The 23,099-nt window shown below is 56.5% G+C and carries 19 protein-coding genes; 6 read left to right on the top strand and 13 right to left on the bottom strand.

Annotated features, from left to right (window positions below; translation table 11 throughout):
- The first annotated feature begins 380 nt into the window (after positions 1 to 380).
- The 3 genes from G1C94_RS02305 to G1C94_RS02295 all read left to right on the top strand — a co-directional run bounded on the left by G1C94_RS02305 (position 381) and on the right by G1C94_RS02295 (position 6,901).
- Positions 381 to 3,101: a YhgE/Pip domain-containing protein gene (locus G1C94_RS02305; protein WP_172144283.1), complete on the top strand. Its 2,721-nt coding sequence runs from the start codon at positions 381 to 383 to the stop codon at positions 3,099 to 3,101.
- Positions 3,098 to 5,392, top strand: a complete 2,295-nt coding sequence (locus G1C94_RS02300) for a YhgE/Pip domain-containing protein (RefSeq protein WP_172144282.1) — start codon at positions 3,098 to 3,100, stop codon at positions 5,390 to 5,392. Before G1C94_RS02305 ends, G1C94_RS02300 begins: the two co-directional genes overlap by 4 nt.
- Positions 5,393 to 5,689: 297 nt before the next feature.
- Positions 5,690 to 6,901 (top strand): polysaccharide deacetylase family protein, encoded by a 1,212-nt coding sequence (locus G1C94_RS02295; protein ID WP_172144281.1) that lies wholly within the window; start codon positions 5,690 to 5,692, stop codon positions 6,899 to 6,901.
- Positions 6,902 to 7,040: 139 nt separating this feature from the next.
- On the opposite strand, the gene G1C94_RS02290 is transcribed toward G1C94_RS02295, so the two are convergent.
- The 5 genes from G1C94_RS02290 to G1C94_RS02270 all read right to left on the bottom strand — a co-directional run bounded on the left by G1C94_RS02290 (position 7,041) and on the right by G1C94_RS02270 (position 13,234).
- Positions 7,041 to 8,024 (bottom strand): ABC transporter substrate-binding protein, encoded by a 984-nt coding sequence (locus G1C94_RS02290; protein WP_172144279.1) that lies wholly within the window; start codon positions 8,022 to 8,024, stop codon positions 7,041 to 7,043.
- 105 nt (positions 8,025 to 8,129) lie between these two features.
- Positions 8,130 to 9,107, bottom strand: a complete 978-nt coding sequence (locus G1C94_RS02285; RefSeq protein WP_253902277.1) for an ABC transporter permease — start codon at positions 9,105 to 9,107, stop codon at positions 8,130 to 8,132.
- Between the two features lie 42 nt (positions 9,108 to 9,149).
- Complete coding sequence (locus G1C94_RS02280) at positions 9,150 to 10,670, bottom strand: sugar ABC transporter ATP-binding protein (protein ID WP_172144275.1); 1,521 nt, start codon at positions 10,668 to 10,670, stop codon at positions 9,150 to 9,152.
- Between the two features lie 81 nt (positions 10,671 to 10,751).
- Positions 10,752 to 11,966: an anhydro-N-acetylmuramic acid kinase gene (locus tag G1C94_RS02275; protein WP_172144273.1), complete on the bottom strand. Its 1,215-nt coding sequence runs from the start codon at positions 11,964 to 11,966 to the stop codon at positions 10,752 to 10,754.
- Between the two features lie 215 nt (positions 11,967 to 12,181).
- Positions 12,182 to 13,234 carry a LacI family DNA-binding transcriptional regulator gene (locus G1C94_RS02270; protein ID WP_172144271.1) on the bottom strand — a complete coding sequence of 351 codons (1,053 nt, stop codon included), beginning with the start codon at positions 13,232 to 13,234 and terminating at the stop codon, positions 12,182 to 12,184.
- A gap of 456 nt (positions 13,235 to 13,690) precedes the next feature.
- Between G1C94_RS02270 and G1C94_RS07665 the strand changes: the two genes are divergently transcribed.
- A complete protein-coding gene (locus G1C94_RS07665; RefSeq protein WP_216656786.1) occupies positions 13,691 to 13,888 on the top strand; it encodes a type II toxin-antitoxin system RelE/ParE family toxin in 198 nt (65 codons plus the stop codon).
- Positions 13,889 to 13,893: 5 nt separating this feature from the next.
- Complete coding sequence (locus G1C94_RS02260) at positions 13,894 to 14,172, top strand: helix-turn-helix domain-containing protein (protein WP_172144269.1); 279 nt, start codon at positions 13,894 to 13,896, stop codon at positions 14,170 to 14,172.
- A 309-nt stretch (positions 14,173 to 14,481) separates the two neighbouring features.
- Here G1C94_RS02260 and rbsK read toward each other — a convergent pair whose 3' ends face one another.
- The 6 genes from rbsK to G1C94_RS02230 all read right to left on the bottom strand — a co-directional run bounded on the left by rbsK (position 14,482) and on the right by G1C94_RS02230 (position 20,145).
- Complete coding sequence (rbsK, locus tag G1C94_RS02255; RefSeq protein WP_172144267.1) at positions 14,482 to 15,429, bottom strand: ribokinase; 948 nt, start codon at positions 15,427 to 15,429, stop codon at positions 14,482 to 14,484.
- A gap of 1 nt (position 15,430) precedes the next feature.
- Positions 15,431 to 16,066, bottom strand: a complete 636-nt coding sequence (locus G1C94_RS02250) for a KpsF/GutQ family sugar-phosphate isomerase (RefSeq protein ID WP_172144265.1) — start codon at positions 16,064 to 16,066, stop codon at positions 15,431 to 15,433.
- 105 nt (positions 16,067 to 16,171) lie between these two features.
- Positions 16,172 to 16,591, bottom strand: a complete 420-nt coding sequence (locus G1C94_RS02245; protein ID WP_172144263.1) for an RbsD/FucU family protein — start codon at positions 16,589 to 16,591, stop codon at positions 16,172 to 16,174.
- The gene (locus tag G1C94_RS02240) at positions 16,585 to 17,715 is read right to left on the bottom strand and encodes a sialidase family protein (protein ID WP_172144261.1); all 1,131 of its coding nucleotides are present in this window, start codon (positions 17,713 to 17,715) and stop codon (positions 16,585 to 16,587) included. The genes G1C94_RS02245 and G1C94_RS02240 overlap by 7 nt, the downstream gene beginning before the upstream one ends.
- Positions 17,716 to 19,197: an MFS transporter gene (locus G1C94_RS02235; RefSeq protein ID WP_172144259.1), complete on the bottom strand. Its 1,482-nt coding sequence runs from the start codon at positions 19,195 to 19,197 to the stop codon at positions 17,716 to 17,718.
- Positions 19,198 to 19,278: 81 nt separating this feature from the next.
- Entirely contained in the window at positions 19,279 to 20,145 is an 867-nt protein-coding gene (locus G1C94_RS02230) for a dihydrodipicolinate synthase family protein (RefSeq protein ID WP_172144257.1), read from the bottom strand.
- A 154-nt stretch (positions 20,146 to 20,299) separates the two neighbouring features.
- On the opposite strand from G1C94_RS02230, the gene G1C94_RS02225 reads away from it, so the two are divergent.
- Positions 20,300 to 21,277, top strand: coding sequence for a DUF4862 family protein (locus G1C94_RS02225; RefSeq protein ID WP_335341201.1), 978 nt, complete (start codon positions 20,300 to 20,302; stop codon positions 21,275 to 21,277).
- 14 nt (positions 21,278 to 21,291) lie between these two features.
- Here the strand turns inward: G1C94_RS02225 and G1C94_RS02220 are convergent, their stop codons facing one another.
- Positions 21,292 to 21,948 (bottom strand): GntR family transcriptional regulator, encoded by a 657-nt coding sequence (locus G1C94_RS02220; protein ID WP_172144253.1) that lies wholly within the window; start codon positions 21,946 to 21,948, stop codon positions 21,292 to 21,294.
- A gap of 145 nt (positions 21,949 to 22,093) precedes the next feature.
- On the bottom strand, positions 22,094 to 23,071 hold the full coding sequence (locus G1C94_RS02215) for a ribokinase (RefSeq protein ID WP_172144251.1): 978 nt from the start codon (positions 23,069 to 23,071) through the stop codon (positions 22,094 to 22,096).
- Positions 23,072 to 23,099 lie beyond the last annotated feature (28 nt).

Here is a 23,099-nt window from a genome sequence, read left to right as displayed (position 1 = left end):
AGACATGACGAAACGGACACAATAACGTCCGGTTAGTAACGGGAGACAACTCCAGACATGACGAAACGGACACAATAACGTCCGGTTAGTAATGGGAAGCAACTCCACTCATGACGAAACGGACACGATAACGTCCGATTGGTAACAGGCGAGACCGTCTGTCATGACGAAACGGACAGTGGGGCGTCTGGTTGGTAATGGGGAGGCTGCTGCCATGACCGAACGGATATTCGACCATCTATTCGACACTGCGGATAGGAGTGTCTTATTTCCATCTCAAAGAGTAAAAATGACCTCATGCTCCCCTATAGTTCCTACTGAGTTGTATTTTGAGAAGCTTCGTATTTTACGGGATACGGCTTCGCTTTCAGGGAGGTGTGATGCGCACGATTTTCGCCATCTATGTCCGCGACCTCAAGCGCATCCTCAAGAACCCGGTGGCTCTGGTGGTCACCTTGGGCGTGGCGATCATCCCCTCCCTCTACGCCTGGTGCAACATCATCGCCAACTGGGATCCTTATGCGAACACCGGCAACATCCAAGTGGCCGTGGCCAACGAAGATGCGGGCACCGATTCCACGTTGGTGGGCCAATTCAATGCCGGCGAGCAAACCGTGGCCAAGCTCAAGACCAATCAGCAGCTCGGCTGGCAGTTCGTCAACGAAAGCCAAGCTGTCGAGGGAGTGCACTCGGGCAAATATTACGCCGCCATCGTGCTGCCGAAGGACTTCAGCAAGAACCTCATCGGTGCTGTCAGCGGCGACGAAACGCGCCCGACGATCACGTATTACGTCAACGAAAAGAAAAACGCCATCGCGCCGAAGATCACAGATAGCGGCGCAAGCACCATCGACAAGCAAATCAACGCCACATTCGTATCCAGCGTGTCGGACGCGGTGGCGCAACAGGTCAAGAAAACCGCCGGCCAGATGACCGACAAAGCCGACACCGTGCAACGCGACGTGGTGAACGACTTGACGGATACCATCAACCAGCTCAACGATACGCAACAACGGCTGCGCGATATGCGCACCACGCTCGACGAGGCGAACAACACCATCGACGCGGCGAAACAGTCCAACGCCAGCCTCGACAAGCAGATCACCGCCGCAATCGACACCGCCTCGACCACCAACGGACTACTCGCCGAAGCGCGCACGCAAGCCGGCAGCTTCGCCACCAGCCTCGGCACGGCGCTTGACAACGGCAGCACCCGACTGGCCTCACTGCAAATCACCGTGAACACGGCCACCGGCAATGTGACAAGCGGCCTGAACAAGACACAAGACGCTTGCGACAGCGTCTCCAGCGCCATGCGCAAAGCCAACACCACAGCCAGCAACACGCTCGACACCGTGCAACAGGCCTTGGACGCCAGCGGCCTCGATCACAGCAGCAAAACCTACCAAAACCTTTCGAGCCAGATCGCCACCGCACGCCAGCAAGTGCAAACCCAGCAACAGCAACTCGACACCTTCGCCAGCAGCACAACCGCGCTGATTTCATCGGGCAAGAGCACGGCCAACGCCCTCGAGACCACCGTCGGCGAGAAAGCAGCCGCAGGCATCACCTCCCTGACAAACGCGCGCGCGAATATTTCCGGTAACATCCTGCCGAACCTCAACAACGGCCTCGACGCCCTCGGCACGGCCAGCGGCTCCCTGTCCGGCACCCTCGAAGCGCTGCGCAACAGCCTGAGCCAAGGCAACAATTTGCTTGACCAGCTGGCACGCACCATCGAGCAGACCGGCAACACGCTCGACACCACCCAAACGCAGATCGACGATTTGGTCAAGCAGCTCGACACCACGCGCACCGACATGGCCGCGCTTGACAGTTCGCAACTGTTCGAACATCTCTCTCAAGCGCTCGGCATCAACCCGAGCGAAATCGGCGAGTTCATGGGCGAACCCGTGCAACTGGAAGAAAAAGTGCTCTATGCGGTCGAAAACTACGGTTCCGCCGTCACGCCGTTCTATACGAATCTGGCGCTGTGGGTGGGCGGTTTCGTGCTCGTCGCCATCTACAAGCTGGAAGTCGACCGCGACAACAAGATTCGCGCCTACACGCCGCGCCAAGGCTATATGGGCCGCTGGCTGCTGTTCGTCACCGTCGGTTTCCTGCAGGCGCTGATCGCCACGGTGGGAGACCTCGCGCTGGGCATTCAGTGCGAACAGCCGTTCCTGTTCATTCTGGCGGGCTTGCTCGAATCGTTCATCTATGTGAACATCATCTACGCGCTGGCCGCCGCCTTCCGGCATATCGGCAAGGCCCTGGCGGTGATTCTGGTGATTGTGCAGATTCCGGGCGCGGCGGGCCTGTATCCCATCGAGATGATGCCCGAGTTCTTCCGCAAGCTCAAGCCGTTCCTGCCGTTCACTTATGGCATCAACGCCATGCGCGAGCCGATCGCAGGGCTGTATAGCAACCACTATTGGCTCAACATGTTCGCGCTGCTCTGGTATTTGCCCGTCTCGCTGTTCGTCGGCTTGGTGGTGCGCAAGCTCGCGCTGAACCTCAACCGCCTGTTTGACAACCGTCTGGCCGACACCGATCTGATGATCACCGAACACAACGCCGGGCTCGAAGAACCCTTGCGTCTGACGGTCGCGGCGCAACAGCTCGCCAAGGAATATCCGGAAATGATGGCGCGTCAGGCGCGCGGCTTCTTCCGCCTGTATCCGCGCCTGGTGCGCTGGGGTTTCCTGACTCTGGGGGTGCTGCCGTTCGCGTTCCTGTTGCTCTTGTTCGTCACGCAGCTGAAGATTGCGATGCTGAGCGCGTGGATCATTTCGATTATCGTGATCGACACATATTTGATTGTGGTGGAGTATTTACGCGAGCGCTACGCGAATATCTTGGGCGAAGAGACGATGAGCGGTGCGGAGTTCCGCAACGCCATTCTGCGCGAGAACCTGCTGTTTCATAAAGGCATGAGGTTCCATCCGCTGCATGTGACATGTTCTCAGAATGGGCAAAATGCGCAAAGTGCGCGGCCTGAGGATTTCGCGGACAACATGGGCGACTCGAACGATGCGGACGGCTCGGACAGCGCGAATAACACGAATAACACGAATCGCGCGCAAGGAGGTGAGCGATGAAGTTCATCTGGGGTATTTTCAAGCGCGACGTGCGCCACGCCACCCGCAACGTAATCGCCGTAATCGTTTCGATGGGCCTGGTGCTCGTGCCGGCGCTGTATGCGTGGTTCAATATCGCCGCCAGCTGGGATCCCTACGGCAACACCGCCGCGTTGAAGGTGGCCGTGGCGAACACCGACGCCGGATACAAATCCGACCTCATCCCCGTGCGCGTGAACATAGGCGAGACGGTGGTCAGCACCTTGCGCTCCAATCATCAGCTCGATTGGCAGTTCGTCAGCCGTGATGACGCGGTCGATGGCGTCAAAAGCGGTAAATATTACGCGGCTATCGTGATTCCGGAGGAGTTCAGCGCAGACATGATGACGCTGTTCTCCACAAAAGTCCAGCACTCGAAGCTGGAATATTACCTCAACGAGAAAGTCAACCCCATCGCCCCGCACATCACCGACAAAGGGGCATCGACGGTGTCCGACACCATCAACACCACATTCGCCAAAACAATCGGGCAGGTGGGGCTTGATCTGGCCTCCAGCCTGATGAACTATTCCGACAGCCCGCAGATGTCGGAATATGTGGCGAACGCCAACGAGAACCTGTCGACGATGTCCAAGGCGCTCAGCGGTGCGGCGGCCCAAGCGACGGCCTATTCCAATCTGCTCGCTTCAGCCAACGACATCATCGAATCCACGAACAAGCTGCTCAAATCCACCTCCTCGGTGGGAGATCAGGCGAAGGAGGCGCTGAACCAGGGCAAGTCAGGTGCCAGCTCGCTATCCGAGGCATGCAAGAGCGTAACCGCCGGTGTCAACGAGGCGTTGGAACAGGCCTCCGCGTCATTCGACGACCTCAAAACCAAGGTTAATGAGGCACTCAGCACACCCGACAAGAACTCCAGCGAGGCCAGCAAGCAGTTGGACAAGCTGCGTGACCAAGTGTCGAGCGGCACGTCCGTATATGAGCAATACAACACCGATCTGCAAAAGATGCGCCAGGCAGTTGAGCAGCTGCCCGATTCCAACGTGTCCAAGCAGCCTTTGCTCGACGCCATCGACCGCGAAATCAAAGCATTGCAGACGGCGCAAAGCGACACCCAGCAGCTTGCGGACAAAATCGATGCCGCCTCGAAAAAGATCACCGAAAGCTCGACAGTCACCAACCAATCGCGCACGGACATCATCAGTCAGATCGACACTGCCAAGAACTCCATCACCACCGTGCGCGACGACTACGCGACGAACGTCAAGCCGAAGTTCGACGCGCTGGGTGAGTCGGTGGACACGCTGATCAACCAAACCAGCAGTGTGATCGACGAGCTGAGCAACACAGCCGGCAGCATTGATTCCGCCACGGGCAACGTGAGTTTGGACGTTTCCGATATTCGTTCCACGCTCGACACCGTGGCGGGCACGCTCACCAAGGCGGCCGACACCATCAACGCCCTGATCGACAGGCTCAACGCACAGGCGAACGGCGACGATGCCTCATCCTCGGACAATAGCGAGCTGGAAACCCTGACCAATGCGGACAGCTCCACCATCGCCACACTGCTGAGCGCGCCGGTGGAGCTGAATCGCGTGGCGATCTATCCCATTGCGAACTACGGTTCGGCCATGACGCCGTTCTATACGATTCTGGCCATTTGGGTGGGCGCGGTCATCCTGTGCGCCATGATGAAGGTGGGCATCTCCGACCGGCAGAAGGCGCGTGTGCTGGGGCTTGGCGACACACTGCCGTCGGGCGCGGGCGTCGTTCCCGATAGGCCGGGCAATGCCGCAAAGTGGGGACTGCATCTTCGGCACGAGTACTTCGGGCGATATGCCTTCTTTGCGCTACTCGCGCTGTTGCAGGGCACACTGGTGTGCTTGGGTGATCTGTTCTTCCTTGGCGTGCAGGCCAACCACGCGATGCAGTTCATTGTTGTCGGCTGGGTTGCGGCGCTGGTGTTTTCGAACATCGTCTATACGCTCACCGTCTCGTTCGGCGACATCGGCAAGGCCATCGCCGTGGTGCTGCTGGTGATGCAGGTGGCCGGTTCGGGCGGCACCTTCCCCATCGAGACGTTGCCGTCGTTCTTCCGCGCGCTCTATCCTTTCCTGCCGTTCCCACACGCCATCGATGCGATGCACGCCGCGATGGCCGGCTCATATGGCACCGAGTATTGGACCGACTTGGGCGAGCTGGCGCTGTTCCTCATCCCCTCGCTACTGCTGGGCTTGCTGTTGCGCAAACCGGTGATCCGCCTCAACGCTTGGATCAGCCACAACTTGGAACTCACCAAAGTCATGTGAGGGGCGGCGTCTCACTGTCATTTCGACCGAAGGCCGTACCGTATCACTGTCATTTCGAGCGGAGCGAAGCGAAGCCGAGAAATCTTCCTGCCAACGTTACATCCCAGCCGACAAGATTTCTCGACTCGGCTATGCCTCGCTCGAAATGACAAATAACCAAACCAACATACGCCTCGCTCGAAATGACAAATGATCGAAACGACATCACCCGGCGCGGGGCCACGGGCGCAGCGCATAGAATGGAACCTGAGAATTGGAGAATAGCGCCTGCACAGCGGGCATGACGGAAGAGCAGCAATGAGCGATAACAACACCGAGTTGCAGGGGGCCATGGAGGAACTGTCATTCGGCAACAGCGCGACACCGCCGAAATCCCCTCACGTCGGGTTGCGCGTGTTCGCCATCGTGCTGGCCGTCGTGCTGGTGCTGGGTGGAGGTGGCACGGGCGGGTATATGTGGATGTGCCATTGGCGTCGCATTTCCATCACCGTGAACAAGAGCGAGCGCTTGGTGCGCGTGGACAGCACCATCGCCTCGCTGTTGAAGGATAACGACAATTTCGACGCCAAGCCCGGGCGATTGTTGGACATCACAGGCGACGTGATTGACCAGAGCGGCGGTGAAGCGGTTCAGGTCGAGCGCAATGGGCAGACCGTGAACCCTGAGCAGCGCGACGCGACCGGGATCAAGGAAAACGATGCCATTACCGTCACTTCAGGCAAGGACCTGACGGAAGGCCACAGCGTGCGTTATGAAACCGTGCCGTATGACACTGACATCGATCTGACGCACGGGCCGTTGCAGGAGGTCAAGCAACAAGGCAAAGACGGCGAACGCGAAGTGTGGGTGGGCGAGCGCTCGAACAAGAAAGTCGACAAAGACATCACGCAGGAGCCGCAGAAGCTGATCGTCCAGTCGCGCACGCCGCGACCTGCCAGCGGCAAGGTGATTGCGTTGACCTTCGACGATGGGCCGAGCCAATACAGCAGCGCGATTCTCGATATTTTGAAAAGCAAAGGCGTGAAGGCGACATTCTTCAACTTGGGCAACTCCGCCTCGCAATACCCAAACGCAACGAAGCGCATGCTCTCCGAGGGGCATCAGGTGGCCAGTCACAGCAACACGCACCCGTATCTGCCGAAGATGAGCAACGACGAGATGCTCGCGGAACTCAAAGCCGGGTTCGACAATCTCAAGGCGGCGACAGGCGCGGACACCAAAGTGCTGCGCGCGCCATATGGGTCTTTCGGCGTGGATCAGTGGAAGGCGGCGGCCGAGCTGGTGGACATGAATGTGTTGTGGGACATCGACACCGAGGATTGGAAACGGCCGGGCGCGAACGCCATTCACGACACCGTGCTGAACAATGCGCACAACGGTGCGATTGTGCTCATGCATGACGGCGGCGGCGACCGCTCGCAGGACATCGAAGCCCTGCCCCGCATCATCGACGACCTGAAAGCCCGAGGCTACACCTTCGTCACCATCGACCAGCTCAAAGCGATGTAACAAACCGCATTGCCCTCATGTAGCAATTTAGCGGGTCTGCTCCAAGTAGTTCCAAGGGAAATAAATGCACGATTCGCCGAAATGATCGTTTCGGCGAATCGTGCACGAGTCACACCTAAGTGCGCCTTATCCACGCGCTTTATTCATACATAGCCTGTTGCACATCGTCATCATCGATGTTGTCGGCGTTGTACCAGAAGCACCCGGAATCAATGACCTTGTCGATCTGCTCACCTTTGAGGCTCTTGACCGCGTTCTCAATGGTCTTATAGCCGATCTGATACGGGTTCTGCGACACGGAACCGACAATCACCCCATCACGAATGTACTGTTGCTGCGCCTTGCCGGAATCCACACCTATCAGCAGTACGTCATGCCCTGACTTCTGGGAGGATTCAACAGGGGTAGCGGCCCCTACGACAGTGGCTTCATTGGTGGTAAAGATGGCATCAAGATCCGGATTCGCCTGCAGAATGGCGCTGGCGATGTCCTGAGCCTTTGCCTGATCGGCATTGCTGTACTGCACTTCACCGGCCATTTCCATATCCGGAGCGTTCTTCTTCATATAGTCCAAGAAGCCGTCACGCCGTTCCGTGGATGTCGCATCGGTTTGGCTATGCGCAATCACAGCATACTTGCCCTTGCCATTCAATAGTTTGACCAGATTCTCGGCAGCAACCTTGCCGACTTCCTCATTGCTGGTCTTCACCGTGGAAGTAATGGCATCAGCATTCTCCTCAAACGCGGTGTCGAAGGCGAACAGGGGAATATCGGCACTTTTCGCACTTTGCACGGCCGGTGTGAGGGCGGCCTCATCAAGCGGGGCAATGGCCACGGCATCCGGCGACTTATTGATCGCATTCTGCACCATATCGGCCTGCTTATCCACCTGGCTGTCATTGTCCGGACCATTGAAAGTGACCGTCGCGCCATACTTCGCCGCCGCATCATCTGCGCCTTGATGCACCGAGACCCAGAAACTTTGTGAAAAGCCCTTGGCCACCATGGCGATTTCATAATTCTTGGATCCGCTGTCGTTGGACTGCCCCGCACCGCAGGCACCAAGAGGGGCGACCATAAAGGCGGCGGCCGCAGCCAAGGCTATATACTTGCTCTTCTTCATTGAAGGCTCCTTTGTGATTGTTTGGATGAATCTGCTTGATAATCGTTGTTCAGTTATGGATGCCGTTAAGTTATGGACACTGACGAATGCTATGGACCCGATCAACTATTTGACTTTTTTGGCATTGTGCTGCCGATAGATATCGACCAGCACAGCGGCGATCACCACAATGCCGAGGAACACCTTCTGCCATGGATCAGGCACGGACATGATCTGCAAGCCATTGTTGATCGTGGTGATAATCAGCGCACCGATGACGGTACCTGTAATGGACGCGCGCCCACCAGCAAGAGAAGCACCGCCGATGACGGCTGCCGCGATGGCGTACATCTCATATCCGGAACCGGTGGCAGGCTGTGCCGCGGACAAACGCGAGGTCATCACCACACCGGACAGACCGGTGAAGCAACCCGCCAGAACGTAGACGGCCCACTTCCAACGGCGGACATTCACACCCGACATACGAGTGGCTTCTTCATTGGATCCCATGGATAGTGCGTAACGCCCCAGTCGGGTCTTATTCAGCACAATCCATGAAATCACGGCCACGGCAAGGAAGATCCACACCGCGTTAGGAATTCCTAAAATCTGCGTGCCACGGGCGATTTGATCGAATCCGACTTCATCAGTGGTATATACAGGCTTGGAGCCGGACAAAATCAGCGCGACGCCTTGCGCAACCAGCATCATCGCCAATGTGGCAATCATGGGTTGAATACCGAAACCCGCAATGAGCAGACCGTTGACCCAACCAAGCACCGCGCCGGAGAGAATACCGGCCAATACCGCAAGCCAGATAGGCAGATGAAATGCCGTCATACACATGGCAGTGATAACACCCGTCATGGCCATGCCCAGACCAGGGGTGATGTCAATGCCGCCCGTGGCGATGGTGAACGTCACACCAAGCGCCTGAATACCCGTCACCGCGGAGGCCAGCAGCAACGCCACGATATTGCCCATACGCATGAAGTGTGGATCGGCAATGGAAAATCCGATGAGAAGCACAATCCATGTAGCAAAAATCAGCAGCTGTTGCAACGAATTAGAGTTGAACCGCTTGAGCAAAGAATTCTTCGTCATATTGGCGGTTTCATTGGTTGACGTCATTTTGACTCCTTATGTCTATTTACGGAACGTGGTGGCGAGCTCCATGATGTTTTCCTGAGTCGCCTCGCTATGGTCGAGTTCGCCGGTGATGGATCCGTTGCACATCACCAGAATGCGATCGGAGACTCGAAGCAATTCCTCGAGTTCGGATGAGATCACGATGATGGCATGGCCACCGCGCGCAAGCTCATCCAGCAGCTCATAGATTTCCTGTTTGGCGCCCACGTCAATGCCTCGCGTCGGCTCGTCGAAAATCAACACATCGCAATCACGCGCAAGCCATTTTGCGATGACCACCTTTTGCTGATTGCCGCCGGACAGGTTTTTCACCAGCTGTTTTGAGCTCGGGGTTTTGACACTCAACGCATCAATGTACTGTTTTGAGGTCTTTGTGATTCTCGTATCACGAATCCAGCCAATCGCATTGACGTAGTTCTTCAGCGAGGCGAGCGCGACGTTGTCATCAATCGTCTTGTCGAGTACTAAGCCGTACTGTTTGCGATCTTCGGACAGATACGCTATGCCGGCTTCCACGGCATCGGACGGCTTGCGTATGTTAACGGTTTTGCCGCCAACCGTCACCTGCCCCGCACTATGGGGATCCGCGCCGATGATGGCACGAGCCAATTCGGTTCGCCCGGCACCAGCCAAACCTCCGAATCCAAGGATTTCCCCAGGATAGACATCGAATGATGCGTCCTTGACCATTGTGTTGGTGATGTTGCGCACGCTCATCGCAACAGGCGCACCCTCGACTCGGGCCGACGGACGGGAGTAAGCAGCGATGTCACGGCCGACCATCAGCTTGACGATTTCATCTCGACTGGTTTCCTCCGTCTTGACTTCCTTGACGAAGCATCCATCACGGAACACGGTAATACGGTTCGATATGCGCATCAGCTCTTCCATGCGATGCGAAATATAGATCACCGCAGTCGTCGGAGAAACGAAATCATGGATGAGTTTAAATAGTGCCTCCACCTCGCGATCGGTTAGGGCTGCAGTCGGTTCGTCCATCACCAAAAGCTGAGAATCAAAGGAAATCGCCTTGGCGATTTCCACCATCTGCTGGCTGGCCACCGGCAGATCACGCACCAGCGTTTTGGAACTGAAGGTTACGCCGATGGATTTGAGCAGTTTATCCGCTTTAACAACAGCCTGTTCTTCAGAGAGGAATACGCCCGTTTTACCTATCGGTTCACGCCCGAGGAAAATGTTCTGGGCTACCGTGAGATCCGGCACCAAGTTGAGTTCCTGATGGATAAGACTCACACCCTTGGACTGCGCATCGGCGGGCCCATCCGGCTGGTAGGGCTGGCCTTTGAAGGTAATCGTGCCTTCATCCGCTTTGTAAATTCCTCCGATGATTTTCATCAACGTGGACTTTCCGGCACCGTTCTCACCCATCAAAGCATGGACTTCGCCGGGATGAATTTTCAATGACACTCCATCAAGCGCGAGGACTCCGGGAAATTTCTTGGTAACGTTGGACACTTCCAGCAGTAAAGAAGTCCGTTTAGTAGTGGAATCGATCATATTTGCTCCAGATTTGATATATGGACGGCGCAGGATTCCTGCGCTTCTGCGCCGACCAATTACCGGTGGATATAGGATTCGTCAGTCGGTCAGCTTGGCCTGGCTTGGCGGAAGCACCAACTTGCCGAGCACGCCGAACTTCGTCGCGCCGCATGCCGCCGGAATGTTGTCAGCGATGCTGCGCTTTGTCGAAAAGGCGATGGTAGCGAATTTGATGGCTTCCTTATACTGCGGAGGAATGCCAATAATGTCGGAGGTCTCCAGCTGAACGCCTTCCGGCAAGCGCTCGGCGATCATCTTCATCAATGTGTCGTTGCGCACGCCGCCACCGGAGGCGATCAGACGATCGACGCCCAGGCCCGTCGGCAGAATGAATTCGCTGAATGCGCGGGCGATGGCCTCGGCGCTGAATGCGGTGATGGTGGTCAGCTTATCCTCATTGGATAGATCGGCGTATTTGTCAAGCATCGACTGGGTGTATTCAGCGCCGAAATCAAGACGCCATGCGCATCTCGGAATCTCACGCTTGAAAAACGGGTGTTCGAGCATCTCGGCGAGCATCGCTTCGTTGACGGTACCCTGCGCGGCGGTTTCGCCGTTGGCATCGTATTCTTTGCCATACAGCACGCGCATGGCCTGATCGATCATGACATTACCCGGACCGCAATCGAAGGCGCGCATCTTGGAACGATCGGCGCAGGCGACATGGCAGTTGGAGATGCCGCCGATGTTCAGGGTCGCGGTTGGCTTGTCGTCGCGGAACAGCACATAGTCGAAGTACTGCATCAGCGGAGCGCCTGTGCCCTGCAACGTGTGGTCGACGCTGCGGAACTGGGTTACGACTGGGGCATCGGTCAGCACGGAGACTACACCCGGCTCGCCGATCTGCAGGCCACAGGGATACCCATACTTGGTCCACATCTCATAGAACGGGGAGGATGCGTCATACTGCTTCATCTGGTCATGCTCCGGCGGCTCTTGATAGATGGTCTGACCGTCGTAACCGATGACGTCGATATCCTTGCCGGTGAGATTATGCTTCTTCATCAGTTCGAAGGCGGCCTGCGCGAACACCGCACCGCATACGTAGTTCAGACGAGTCAGCTTGAAGATGCCCAGAGTATCGTCAAATGCCGCAAGCACCTGCTGCTGAATATCCTCTGGCCAGTCGATGGACAAGGCGTCGATGTACTTCGGCGGCAAAACACTGCCGTCTTCAGCCTGATTGATTTCAATGAGCACAGCGTCGACACCGTCGAATGAGGAACCGCTGTTCAGACCGATTGCATATGCCATGATTTACACTCCTTTGTTAGTGATTGTTATGCTAAACGTTTATTTTTTAGATACGGCAAACGCCGCATCACACCAATGATGATGGAGGGGCGAACGAGCATCCGCCAACCGACGGTATCAGTTCACATTTCGCCTCACGAGGAAAATTCACTAGATCAATTGGATTTCCGAACTGCAGCTTCGCGGCCGAAATCCTTTGATACTATTGGCAAATCTTAATTGCTATCACCTTTCCTCTCTGCACTCTCATTCCAATTCACGCATGAACGACGCTCAATCAGTCTCACCGGAATGATGAGATTTTGCCCGGCCAATGCATTGCCGCGAATGGCGTCCACCACAAACCGGCCCGCCTGACGGCCAATTTCATCCATATTCTGTGAGATGACAGTCAGCGGAGGGGTAAGCATGGGAGCCCAGTCGAAATCGTCCATGGCAATCAACGAGATATCCTGACCAATGTGGAAACCGTTCTCCTGCAGGCCCCGGAAGGACCCCATAGCCATCATCGTGTTCAAGGCGAACACCGCATCTGGATACGCTGAATCGTTTCTTTCCTGAAGTACACGGGACAGGTTTTCATAGGCGGACTCAGGGGTGTTATCGCACTCCACCACCGTTACATCGGCTTCGCAAGACTCAGCGGCTTCACGAAGCCCTTCGATACGGGCCTTGCCGGTGGGCCAGGAAGCCGGATAAGAGACCGCCGCAATACGCTTGTGCCCCAAGCGCCCCAAATAATCACCGACGAGTTTTCCCGCCTGCCGATTATCGCTCCCGACAAAAGGCCAATCTCCGGCTACAGTCGAAGGAGAATCCACGAAAATAACCGGCACGTGGAACGATTCGATGATTTTCAAAGCGGATTTACTCAGGGCATACGTTGCCACAATCGCCGCCGGACGTTGTTCGAACAACAAACGCAAAGATTGCTCTTCAGACTCGCCCATACCCGCGCGGTCCTTCAACATGTCGCTGACCACGGCATAATAGCCATATTCGCGAAGGGTGCTGTCGATCACCTGAGCAAGCATGGAGTAGTACTGGTTCCTGCCGCTTGCAGTAAGAATGCCCACGGTGTGACTGTTCTTCATGCGCAGGCCGGCGGCCATTTCATTACGCACATAGCCCAGCTCGGCAGCGGCGCGTTCCACACGAATCCGCGTGGATGCAGCCACTCCGCTTTCACCACGCAGAGCACGCGATGCAACATATACGGAGACGCCAGCGGCAGCACCCACATCTTTGAGTGTCGGCCTTGCATTCATCGCTCGCTCCTTTGCTAAACGTTTGTGATGATCATAGAATAACACAAACGTTTAGCATGCAAAGAATCAGCGTGTCGCACGACTTCCCTCTTTCGTCTCACTGCGCCAATTCCACCGTTCTACCGCCTAAAGATGGCAGAATTTCAACGAAGAGCTCCTCTGACCTTAAAACCAGAAGAGCAAGATTCTTCGACTTGCATACTTGCTCCGACACAGTCATCGCCCCGGCTCCGACCACAATGGCCACGCGGGCGAACGAATCGCATTGCCCTCATGTAGCAAATATGCTACACTCGTCTGCATGGAGAGGCCACAGTTCGAGATCTTCCGCGCCACGGACGGCAAATGCCCATTCATCGAATGGCACGACAGTCTTCCGCCCAAGGACGCACGAAAGTTCGATGCCGTGGTCCGGCGCATAGAAGAACATGGCATACCCATCTCGCTGAAAATGCAATGGGTGAAAAATTGGACGGCGAGATCTGGGAAATTCGATCACAGGTGGCCGGCAACATACAGAGGGCCTGTTACTTCCAGAAAGTCGGGGCGAAGTACGTCATCACCCACGGCTTCACAAAGAAAACCCAGAAAACACCGCCTCAGGAAATTGAGCGCGCGAAAGAAATAATGAAGCGATACAGGAAGGAACGCTGAACACTATGCCCACCATCAATTTTGACCAGTTCGTTGAGAGCAAGTACCGCAATCCCGAAGACAAGCGGCTGCTTGAAGAGGAGGAACGTCGTCTTGATGCCGCCGTGGCTCTTATGCAAGCCCGAGAAAACGCCGGACTGACACAAGAGCAACTGGCGGAAAAATCTAAAATCAGCCGAGTTACCATCAGCCGCATAGAGAAAGGCCGGATTAGTCCTTCCTTTCGCACCCTTGGCATTTTGGCTGACGCAATGGGGAAGAAACTTTCGATAAGTTTCTCCTGACACCATGCGGCACGCTAGCAGACTACTCTCCAGCCGTTGCGGCCCCATCTTATGAGTTTTGGAACGCGCTCTGCGGCCTCAATATATGCCATATATGCCACCGCAACCGCATAGGACGAAAACACCTTGCTGTGCGGGAGGGGTTTTGCTGGCTGCTGTTGGCGGGTGAAGCCCGAATTGATATCCATTGCAACAGTCCTTTCTAAACTACATGCTCGACGCTTTTCAATAGCCGACTTTGGCATTGAGCCTGTGCCGGCAGTGGATGAAGAAGATAAGGTCTCATCAACCAGTTACAACTGGCTTAAGTTAACAGCAGCAACCTTCCTTTCCCAACATCGTTGCAACTTCACTGGCATGCGGCAATGAAGGGATGGCGCCTGCTCTCGTCACCGTAACCGCAGCTGTGGCAGAGGCATACCGCATGGCGCGTTCCGGACTCCATCCAGCAGCCAGCCCATAGGAAAATGCTCCAATGTACGAATCGCCAGCCGCCACCGTGTCCACGGCATCAACAGGATATGCGGGCACGGATGCACTCCAACCAGAATCGTTATAGCAGATAGCACCCTGATGCCCCAGGGTAATAACCGCATTGCGATATCCGATTGCAGCCAAACGCTCAGCCGCTTTCCACGCGCTGTCCATATCGACGATAGGTATGCCGGTAAGCACCTCGGCCTCATGCTCGTTGGGAATCAACCAATCCACCTTGCCGGCAATCTCTGGCTGTAAAGCCGTGGCAGGTGCCGGATTGAGCACCACACAAGTTGAACATTCATATGCCATATCAATAGCTGCATATACCGTTTCCAGGGGGATTTCCAATTGCAGCACAACCACATCGCTGGCTTCCACCACCGGCCGCAAACGCTCCAGCTCTTGCGGATGAAAATCCATATTGGCACCCGGCACCACAACAATGCGATTGTGACCTTGAGCGTCCACTTGGGGATTGCCCACACCTGTTGACACATCAGGGGAACGCAACATGTATGAGCAATCCACCTGGTTCTCCTGCAAGGCCGCAAGCATGGCGCGGCCAAAAGCATCATCACCAAGTTTGCCCACCATGGTTACTTGCGCGCCCAGCCGTGCGGCAGTTACCGCCTGATTGGCGCCTTTTCCCCCGGGATATTGATGAAACGCATCACCGACGATCGTTTCGCCTTCCTTGACAAACTCCTGCGAAGAAATCACGAGATCCGTCATCAGACTGCCAATAACAGTGATGCGCGGCGTCTTTTGAGCCGTCATGTTAATTCTCCTTGAGCACACCCTGCTCAACCAATCGCTTGCCCAGCGCGCCACCGGGGTGGTTGAGGCCAAAGCCATAATCGTCGAAACCAATCAGCTTGGAAGCCGTCAGCCCCAAAGCGTCTCCCACCACCAACACCGCAGTGGTGCTGTTCGTGGGAGCGAGGTTGAAATCGTCAGCTTCGCGCTGCACATGCACTTGCAAGGCCACATCCGCCGCTTGGGCCAGCGTTGAATCGTTGTTGCCCGTGATGGCGATCAGCGTGGCGCGCTTCACCTTAAGCACTGGAAGCACGCGCAGGGTTTCCGCCGTTTCGCCGCTATTGGAAATGGCTATGACTACATCGCGTTCGGTGACCATGCCCAAATCGCCATGCACCGCTTCGGTGGCGTGCATAAAGAACGAAGAGATGCCGACGCTGGCAAAGGTGGCGGCGAGCTTTTCGCCAATATGGCCTGACTTGCCCACGCCAGTGAAAATAACCTTGCCTTGGCATTGCGCAATCAGACGGGCCGCCTCAGCGAAACTATGATCAATATGTTCCGCGACTTGCCCTACAGCTTCGAGTTCGGAATCAATAATCTGATGAAGGTACTGCATCACGTCAACGGATGCGAGAGATTGTTGATCAACCATAATCATTCCTTACAAATTTACAAATTGAGATATTGCGTGCGGCGCATTACCCACGCCGCACGCTTCTATAGCGAAAGGAGGCGAGTCTCCTTTTCGACGAATGGCCTATTGTCTGGCTCCCACAGTCAGGAGAATGTTGGCGAACGGCTGCAATTCCCCAGTGCCAATAGCGAGACGTAAATGAGCGTCATTACGCACCCTGTCATAGAAAGCGAAGCGCTCAATAGGCGTGATATCCGCGCTGCCCAGCAACTTGCGAAACTGCGCGAATATCGGGGGTTCATCGCGATCCGCGCCAGGAGACATGACTTCGGCATGCTCGATGGCAATGTGCCCGGAGACGGCACCTAACACATCGGTCACACTGGGAACACTTGGCCGATATCCCAACCGCACGATGCGAGCGGTTTGGCTGACTTCTGTGCTCAGCGGATAATTGCCGTCGGCGATCAGCACTGTGTCTCCGTGCCCACAGGATGCGAGCGCCTGCAACAGGTCGGGGTGAATCAATGTTGTGGTCAGCATGGCGTCTCCCCGGCTGGCGAAGAGTCGCACAACGCCTCCAAGCCGATTCGCGCAACAATAATGCCGCGGCGCTGCCAGGTGTAACTGACCAGCACATCGTTGGACGAGCCTTGCACCATGGTCGGATACGAGTATTCGCGCAACCCCGAGGTCACGATGCCAGCGTCGCCAGCCTCATATCCTTCCACCATTTGGCTCTCGTCCAATGCGGGCAGCTGAACACCATACGGCGTCTGGGGCGGCGTTGTGCCGTCTTCGACAACCAACTGCTGCTTCCATGTCAGGCCATCGTCGTCGCTGACGGAAATCACCAGCGGACAGCGCGGCCCCCAGGAATCCGACCCGGGGTTGTGCACAATAACCACACGCCCCGATGCGCCGGGCAGACGCAAGGCGCAGAAACCGGAGTTATTTTGCTCCAAAGCCACTGGAACAGCCTGCGACCACGTTTTCCCGTCGTCATGCGATTGCGTTCTGAACGCGCGGCCTTCCGTAGACCGGCACACTGCGACCAGTGCATCGCCAGACTGCCACAGCGTGGGCTGGATGATACCGGCGCCACGCAGTGAGCTGCGATCCAATGGCACTTCCGATAGCGACCAGTGCCGCCCGGAATCAGTGCTGATGTCAAACCTGCAGTTCCACCGGGCTTCGTCACCACCCGATTCCACGGAATTCGGCGCCACCCAGGTGCCCTGCGAAGTGACCAGCGGCGGGTTTTTCACCGGACCGCGCCCGCCCTGTTGATCATCAGGCACCAGTTCGAAAGCCGGCTCCCAAGTTGCACCACCGTCATGGGACACCCGGGCATACGTTGTCCAACGGGAAATCAGCGGGCCATTCTTGGCGAACAGCCATAAGCTGCCGTCAGGCGCATACGACAGCACCGGGTTCCACCATGAACGTCGATAGCCGCGCAGCACAACCTTGGGCTCGTCCCACGATCCCCCGATCGTACCGCGTGTCATCCAGATTGCATTATCCTGCGCACCTTCGCGTTCACCGGCGAACCAAGCAACAGTGATAATGCCGCTGGAAGGGTCCTGCACTAGGGTGGAGGCGTGGCATTGCTTCCAGCGCTGCCCGCTGCCAGACACCATATAGCGATCACACACAGAGCTCATTTACCGCTCACTTTCCTTGCCAATGGCATACAGATCCCTGCGGTACGTTTCAGGCGAGAGCCAAACGGCGATAGCAGTGATAACGGCACCGATCATCACGTATGCGGCAACATAGTACCAATGCTCGCCGTTGGCACCGGCCAACCATGTGGCGATAAACGGCGTCAGGCCGCCCGTGAGAATCGAGGCGATTTCACGACCACTCGCAGCACCGGAATACCGGCGATCGGCGGGGAACAGCTCGGAGAAGAACGACGGCTGCACAGCGTTGATGGCGTTATGCCCCAAGTTCAGCACGATGATATAGCCCAATACGATAAGCCCAAAAGATCCCGTTTGCAGTATCAGGAAGAATGGGAACGCGGTGAGGAACACCACCACGGTGCCGATCATATACACCGGACGACGCCCAATGCGATCGGACAGCCAGGAGAAGAAGCCGTGCGCCGGGAATGCCAACACCGACATGATGAGAATAGCCCAGTTGAGCCAATCTTTCGGAATGCCCAAATGTTGCGGACCATAGGACAACGCGAAGGTGCACAGCAGGAAGTAGGGCAGGGACTCGGCAAAACGCAGTCCTAAAATGCGCAGCAGATCACGCCAATCTTCAACGAACACCTTGTAGAGGGGGCCATGTTCCTTCTCCGCGGGCTTGGCGGCGGACTTGGCAGCAGGTTGGGCAGCAGGCTTGGCGGCGGTCTGAGCCTGCTCGTCACGCGCAGCCATCGTGGCCTCCAGGTTCTCAACGGTCAGCGAACGATTGCGGCCTTCCTTCTCCTTGGCTGCCATGGTCTGCGTGAACACAGGGCTTTCTTCCAAGGAGCGACGCATCCACAGACCCATAACCATCACCAATGCGGAAGCCCAGAACGGCACGCGCCAACCCCAGCTCAACATCGCGTCCTCAGGCAGGGTGTAAACCCAAGCGAAAATCAAGGTGATGATAATCTGCGAAGAGAAGCCGCCGGTTTGCGGCCACGCTGACCAGAAACCGCGTGATCTCTTGGGTGCGGACTCCAGCACGATAAGCATCGAACCGCCCCATTCGCCGCCGACTGCGAAACCTTGGACCAGTCTAAGCACGATAAGCAAAATCGGTGCCGCTATACCAATGGTTTCCACTGAAGGAATACAGCCAATAAGGAAAGTGCCCGTACCCATAATCAGCAGAGTCAAAATCAGCGTGGATTTACGGCCGCTTTTATCTCCGCGGCTGCCGAAGAACAAACCGCCAAGAGGTCGGGCCAAGAATCCCACCGCAAAAGTGGCAAACGACGACAGCGCGGCCACAAATGTACTTTGGTGCGCGAAGAACACGCTGGGGAAGGCAATAGCCGATGCCGTGCCATATACAAAGTAGTCGTAGTACTCCAAGGTATTGCCGATGAAGCTGGAAATCGTAACCTTGGATAGGTATTTTCTTTGACTGGGGCTAAGCTTATCGCTTGAAGCTGTTGCTTCACTTATTGTCCTATTCATTCGATCCTCCTAATTCGAATGACGATGGTGAGTCGCTCCATCCCGCCTCTGTTCTTTCGGGATGGAGCATTTTATACGGTTTTACCGTTCGATGTTCGTGTTGTGCAGCAGATGCGCAATCGCCTCCTTTACTGTTTCGTCAGGTTCGTCAATTGACATGCGGCATGCTCCCATAGCAATGCCAAGTTCGTTCAGCGCATATTTGAGATTGGCGATACTTGGCCCAAGCACTTTTACCAAGGCTTGCACGTTACGCTGGGCCGCCTCTTGGGCCTCCTCGTCGTCAGCGATAAAGGCATCGCGCAAAGCGGCCCACGCCTGGGGCGCCACACCGGATACGCCGGAAACCACTCCGCGCCCACCTGCGGCAAGCACATGAGGCAAATCGGCGTCATTGCCGGACCACAAGGGCATATTCGGTGCCGCCTGGCGATATTCCTCTATCCTTGTGGAGGCCGCTCCGGACAATTTGACTCCATCGATGCCCAGCTCGGCCAGCTTGCTCAGGGTAACGGCCGACACATCAGTGCCAGCGACATCGGGGAATATATAGGCATACAGCTCGCCTTCCACCGCATCGCGCAGCTTGCGATAATACTCCAGCACACCGTAAGCCGAAGCGCGCAGATAATAAGGCGTGATGGCCGCAAAGCGCGTGGCACCCAATTCCGCAGCCTGCTTGGCCAGCTCCAACGCTTGATAAGCCGAGGGAGCGCCAACATGCACAATGGTGCGTTCGCAACCGAATACCTGCAGAGTCCAGTCGAACAGCGCAATTCGTTCCTTGGCGCTTAGCGCGGGGAACTCACCATTGGTGCCTGCGCACAGCACACCGTCCACATAGGGCTCGATGCGGCGAAGAAACTTCGTGTTTTCCTCGCGACTTAATTCCCCATCGGCATCAAACGCCGTGACGGACGCGGTGATAATTTCCGGTCTGACTGACATTCTGGCAACTCCTTTGTTCTGGTTAACAATGCCTGATTACAACCACATTGTTTACTGTTAACATTTAACACTATAGCATGAGACTTGCTATACTGACAAATCAGTGACACGGCTTGAGCCTCTTCGCGACTTGAGCCTCTTACTGCAAAGGAGCATGATGAAGCGACCCCCACTGGACTCCCCTACCGGCACACGAGTGGTTGGCACCTATGCCATGGATGACGGCAACAACGAGCATCGCCAGACACTAATCACATCGATAATGCGCTCCGGATTATGCACCGGGCTGGAGATTCCTTTCCTGTCCGCGCAATACGGCGACTGCGCGTGGTTATGGCCGTTGCTGCCCGCAGATTCCCGACATGTGTTCACTATGGTTACCGCAACCATGGAACGCATCGGCTCCAACCCTGAGTTCGGGCTGGCTTCCACCAACGCGCAAGGCCGGCGCGAAGCGTTAACGATGATGCGCCACGTGGCCGAAACCATTTATTGGTTGCATAGCTCCTCGCCGCTCACCATCGCAGCTGTGGAAATCCACAGCGCTCCATCGGGAGGGAGCATCGAGGCTTTATATGAATCAATGGCGACAATGGTCCAATGGGACTGGGCGGGCGCGGCACTGGTTATCGAACACTGTGATGCCGCAGTGCCAAACCATAAAGCCGTCAAGGGGTTTTTGCCGCTGCATGAGGAAGTCCGACTGATCGATGAGCTGCGCGCCACCACTGCAACCACATTGGCCCTCACCGTTAATTGGGCTCGCAGCGCCATTGAATTACGCGATCCCGATGCGGTGCCCGAACACATACGTTATTGCGACGAGCGTGGTGTGCTTGGTGGCCTGATGTATTCAGGAACCTCAGCCATCAGCGGTCCGTACGGGTCGGCATGGAGCGACACCCATGCGCCGATGCAAGCCGAACAGCGCTTCGGAGAACCCACCTCCGCCCTGACGAACGAGCGGCTCTCGCTCACCCGTCGCGCAGTGAATAACCCTCTGCTATATGACGGTGTCAAAATGGCGATACGCCCTGACGATGCCCCCTTGGAGCGCCGTTATGCCTATCTTGAATACGCATTGCGCGGGCTGCAAACGGCCAGTGCTCTGCGCAAAGAGCACAAGGAGTAATGCTAAGCAATGCGCTAGTTTTGCTGCTGCAACGCACGCATCATGCGACGCAATGAACCATCGAGATGACGGTTCACCAGCGTTTGCACATCCACCGACGTGCCCTTGCGCAAGGATTGCAAGATGGCGACATGGTCGTCAAAGGACGGCGTCAAATCAACATCTTGCGCATTGGTGACTTCCAGCATCACCGAAAATGTGGGCATCAGCGTATGCCAGAATCCAATCATGCGCTGATTGCCGGAGTCTTTGATAAGCTCGTCGTGAAAAGTCAAATCCGACTGCGCATACGCACCGATATCATCTTGGCCCAGCGCCGATTCCATACCAGCCAAAGCAGATTCCATGCCCTCCCACGACACAGATGCGTCGCTACTGACGATATGCTCGACTGCGATTTCCTCGAAGGCTACGCGCACTTCATACATATCGCGCACATCCTGCTCGCCAAGCCCGCGAACAATATAGCCTTGGCGCCCCTTATACACCAAGCCTTCAGTTGCCAGCAGGGTCAAAGCATCGCGCACAGGCCCGCGACTGACTTCATATTCATCGGCTATTTCCGTCTCCACCAAACGCGCCCCGTGTGCTATGTCACCGTGGATGATTCGTCGGCGCAAATCATCAACGATTTGCTGTCCCAGCAAACGCATGCGCAGTGGAGTTGCCATATCCGCTCCTTTAAGCATAGTTGAGCAATATTCGGTAATCGCTTCACATCTCTGCTTGAATTATAGGAATACGGATGTGACCTGATCCTCGTTCCGCGTTTCCTCTCACTTGACTGGGAGATGGTGGTGCCACGGCACCAATCGCCTATCCGGCGAACGCCTCGCGAATCTGCGCGGCGGTACCGTAGGACGCCTGCGCGCCGTAGCCCATAGCCGCGTAGGCGGACACGTACGCGGCAAGCTGCGCGGATTCGGAAAGCGACATATTCGAAGCGAGACCAGCCAACACGGTGCCCATGAAGGAATCGCCACAACCAGTAGTGTCGACGGCCTTCACATGAACCGGCGCGATGCGCTGGATCGGCTCTTCGGCAGTGGCGTCAAGCACCACGGAACCGTCACCTCCCAGCGTCACCACCGCCTGCTCGAAACCGAACGAGCGCATTTCGGCCAGAACATGACCCCAGTCGAGGGTATCCCAGTCATCGTCTTCGGGCTCGTCGATGCCGAGCAGCTGCGCCATTTCATGCTCGTTGACGAGCAGAATGTCACAGGCGGCCACCAACTCGGCCGGCAGCGACGGCGTGAACGGCGAATCGTTGAGCAGTACCTTCACGCCCGCCTCATGGCAGATGCGCGCGGCGGCGGTCACCGTCTCGATCGGGCTTTCAAGGCACAGGCCGAGCACGGAAGAACGCAGCAGCGCCTCACGCACGGATTCCACGTAGTCCACGGTCACCTGCGCGTTGGACCCGGGAGAGTACACGATGGCGTTCTCGCCGGCTGCATCCACGGTGATCACAGTGGTTCCGCTTGGCCCGAGCACGCGGCGCACATGCGTGGTGTTCACGCCCGCCTCGGCCAGCGCGCCGAGCAGGAACTCGGCATTGGCGTCGGAACCGACTGCGCCGAACATCTGCACAACGGCACCGATACGTGCGGCCGCAGCCGCCTGATTGCCTGACTTGCCACCCGGCAGCAACTGCAGCGGGCCGCCGGTGATGGTCTCCCCCGGCCCGGGCAGTCGTTGCGCAGTGACGGTGTAGTCCGCGTTCATGGAGCCGACCACCGACACCGTGCCGTGGATTCGATCCAATGCAGAGAGTACTTCAGACGCGCTCACCTTTGCCTCCTTGTGATGTGGTTGCTCC

Origin of the sequence: Bifidobacterium panos (assembly GCF_012932445.1) — a bacterium.
Classification (GTDB): domain Bacteria; phylum Actinomycetota; class Actinomycetes; order Actinomycetales; family Bifidobacteriaceae; genus Bifidobacterium; species Bifidobacterium panos.
Note: the sequence above shows the minus strand (reverse complement) of the source record. Positions and strands in the feature narration are given on the sequence as shown.

Coding starts and splice junctions, on each gene's coding strand:
- G1C94_RS02305 (WP_172144283.1), top strand. CDS start 381: ATGCGCACGATTTTCGCCATCTATGTCCGCGACCTCAAGCGCATCCTC.
- G1C94_RS02300 (WP_172144282.1), top strand. CDS start 3,098: ATGAAGTTCATCTGGGGTATTTTCAAGCGCGACGTGCGCCACGCCACC.
- G1C94_RS02295 (WP_172144281.1), top strand. CDS start 5,690: ATGAGCGATAACAACACCGAGTTGCAGGGGGCCATGGAGGAACTGTCA.
- G1C94_RS02290 (WP_172144279.1), bottom strand. CDS start 8,024: ATGAAGAAGAGCAAGTATATAGCCTTGGCTGCGGCCGCCGCCTTTATG.
- G1C94_RS02285 (WP_253902277.1), bottom strand. CDS start 9,107: ATGACGAAGAATTCTTTGCTCAAGCGGTTCAACTCTAATTCGTTGCAA.
- G1C94_RS02280 (WP_172144275.1), bottom strand. CDS start 10,670: ATGATCGATTCCACTACTAAACGGACTTCTTTACTGCTGGAAGTGTCC.
- G1C94_RS02275 (WP_172144273.1), bottom strand. CDS start 11,966: ATGGCATATGCAATCGGTCTGAACAGCGGTTCCTCATTCGACGGTGTC.
- G1C94_RS02270 (WP_172144271.1), bottom strand. CDS start 13,234: ATGAATGCAAGGCCGACACTCAAAGATGTGGGTGCTGCCGCTGGCGTC.
- G1C94_RS07665 (WP_216656786.1), top strand. CDS start 13,691: ATGGGTGAAAAATTGGACGGCGAGATCTGGGAAATTCGATCACAGGTG.
- G1C94_RS02260 (WP_172144269.1), top strand. CDS start 13,894: ATGCCCACCATCAATTTTGACCAGTTCGTTGAGAGCAAGTACCGCAAT.
- rbsK (WP_172144267.1), bottom strand. CDS start 15,429: ATGACGGCTCAAAAGACGCCGCGCATCACTGTTATTGGCAGTCTGATG.
- G1C94_RS02250 (WP_172144265.1), bottom strand. CDS start 16,066: ATGGTTGATCAACAATCTCTCGCATCCGTTGACGTGATGCAGTACCTT.
- G1C94_RS02245 (WP_172144263.1), bottom strand. CDS start 16,591: ATGCTGACCACAACATTGATTCACCCCGACCTGTTGCAGGCGCTCGCA.
- G1C94_RS02240 (WP_172144261.1), bottom strand. CDS start 17,715: ATGAGCTCTGTGTGTGATCGCTATATGGTGTCTGGCAGCGGGCAGCGC.
- G1C94_RS02235 (WP_172144259.1), bottom strand. CDS start 19,197: ATGAATAGGACAATAAGTGAAGCAACAGCTTCAAGCGATAAGCTTAGC.
- G1C94_RS02230 (WP_172144257.1), bottom strand. CDS start 20,145: ATGTCAGTCAGACCGGAAATTATCACCGCGTCCGTCACGGCGTTTGAT.
- G1C94_RS02225 (WP_335341201.1), top strand. CDS start 20,300: ATGATGAAGCGACCCCCACTGGACTCCCCTACCGGCACACGAGTGGTT.
- G1C94_RS02220 (WP_172144253.1), bottom strand. CDS start 21,948: ATGGCAACTCCACTGCGCATGCGTTTGCTGGGACAGCAAATCGTTGAT.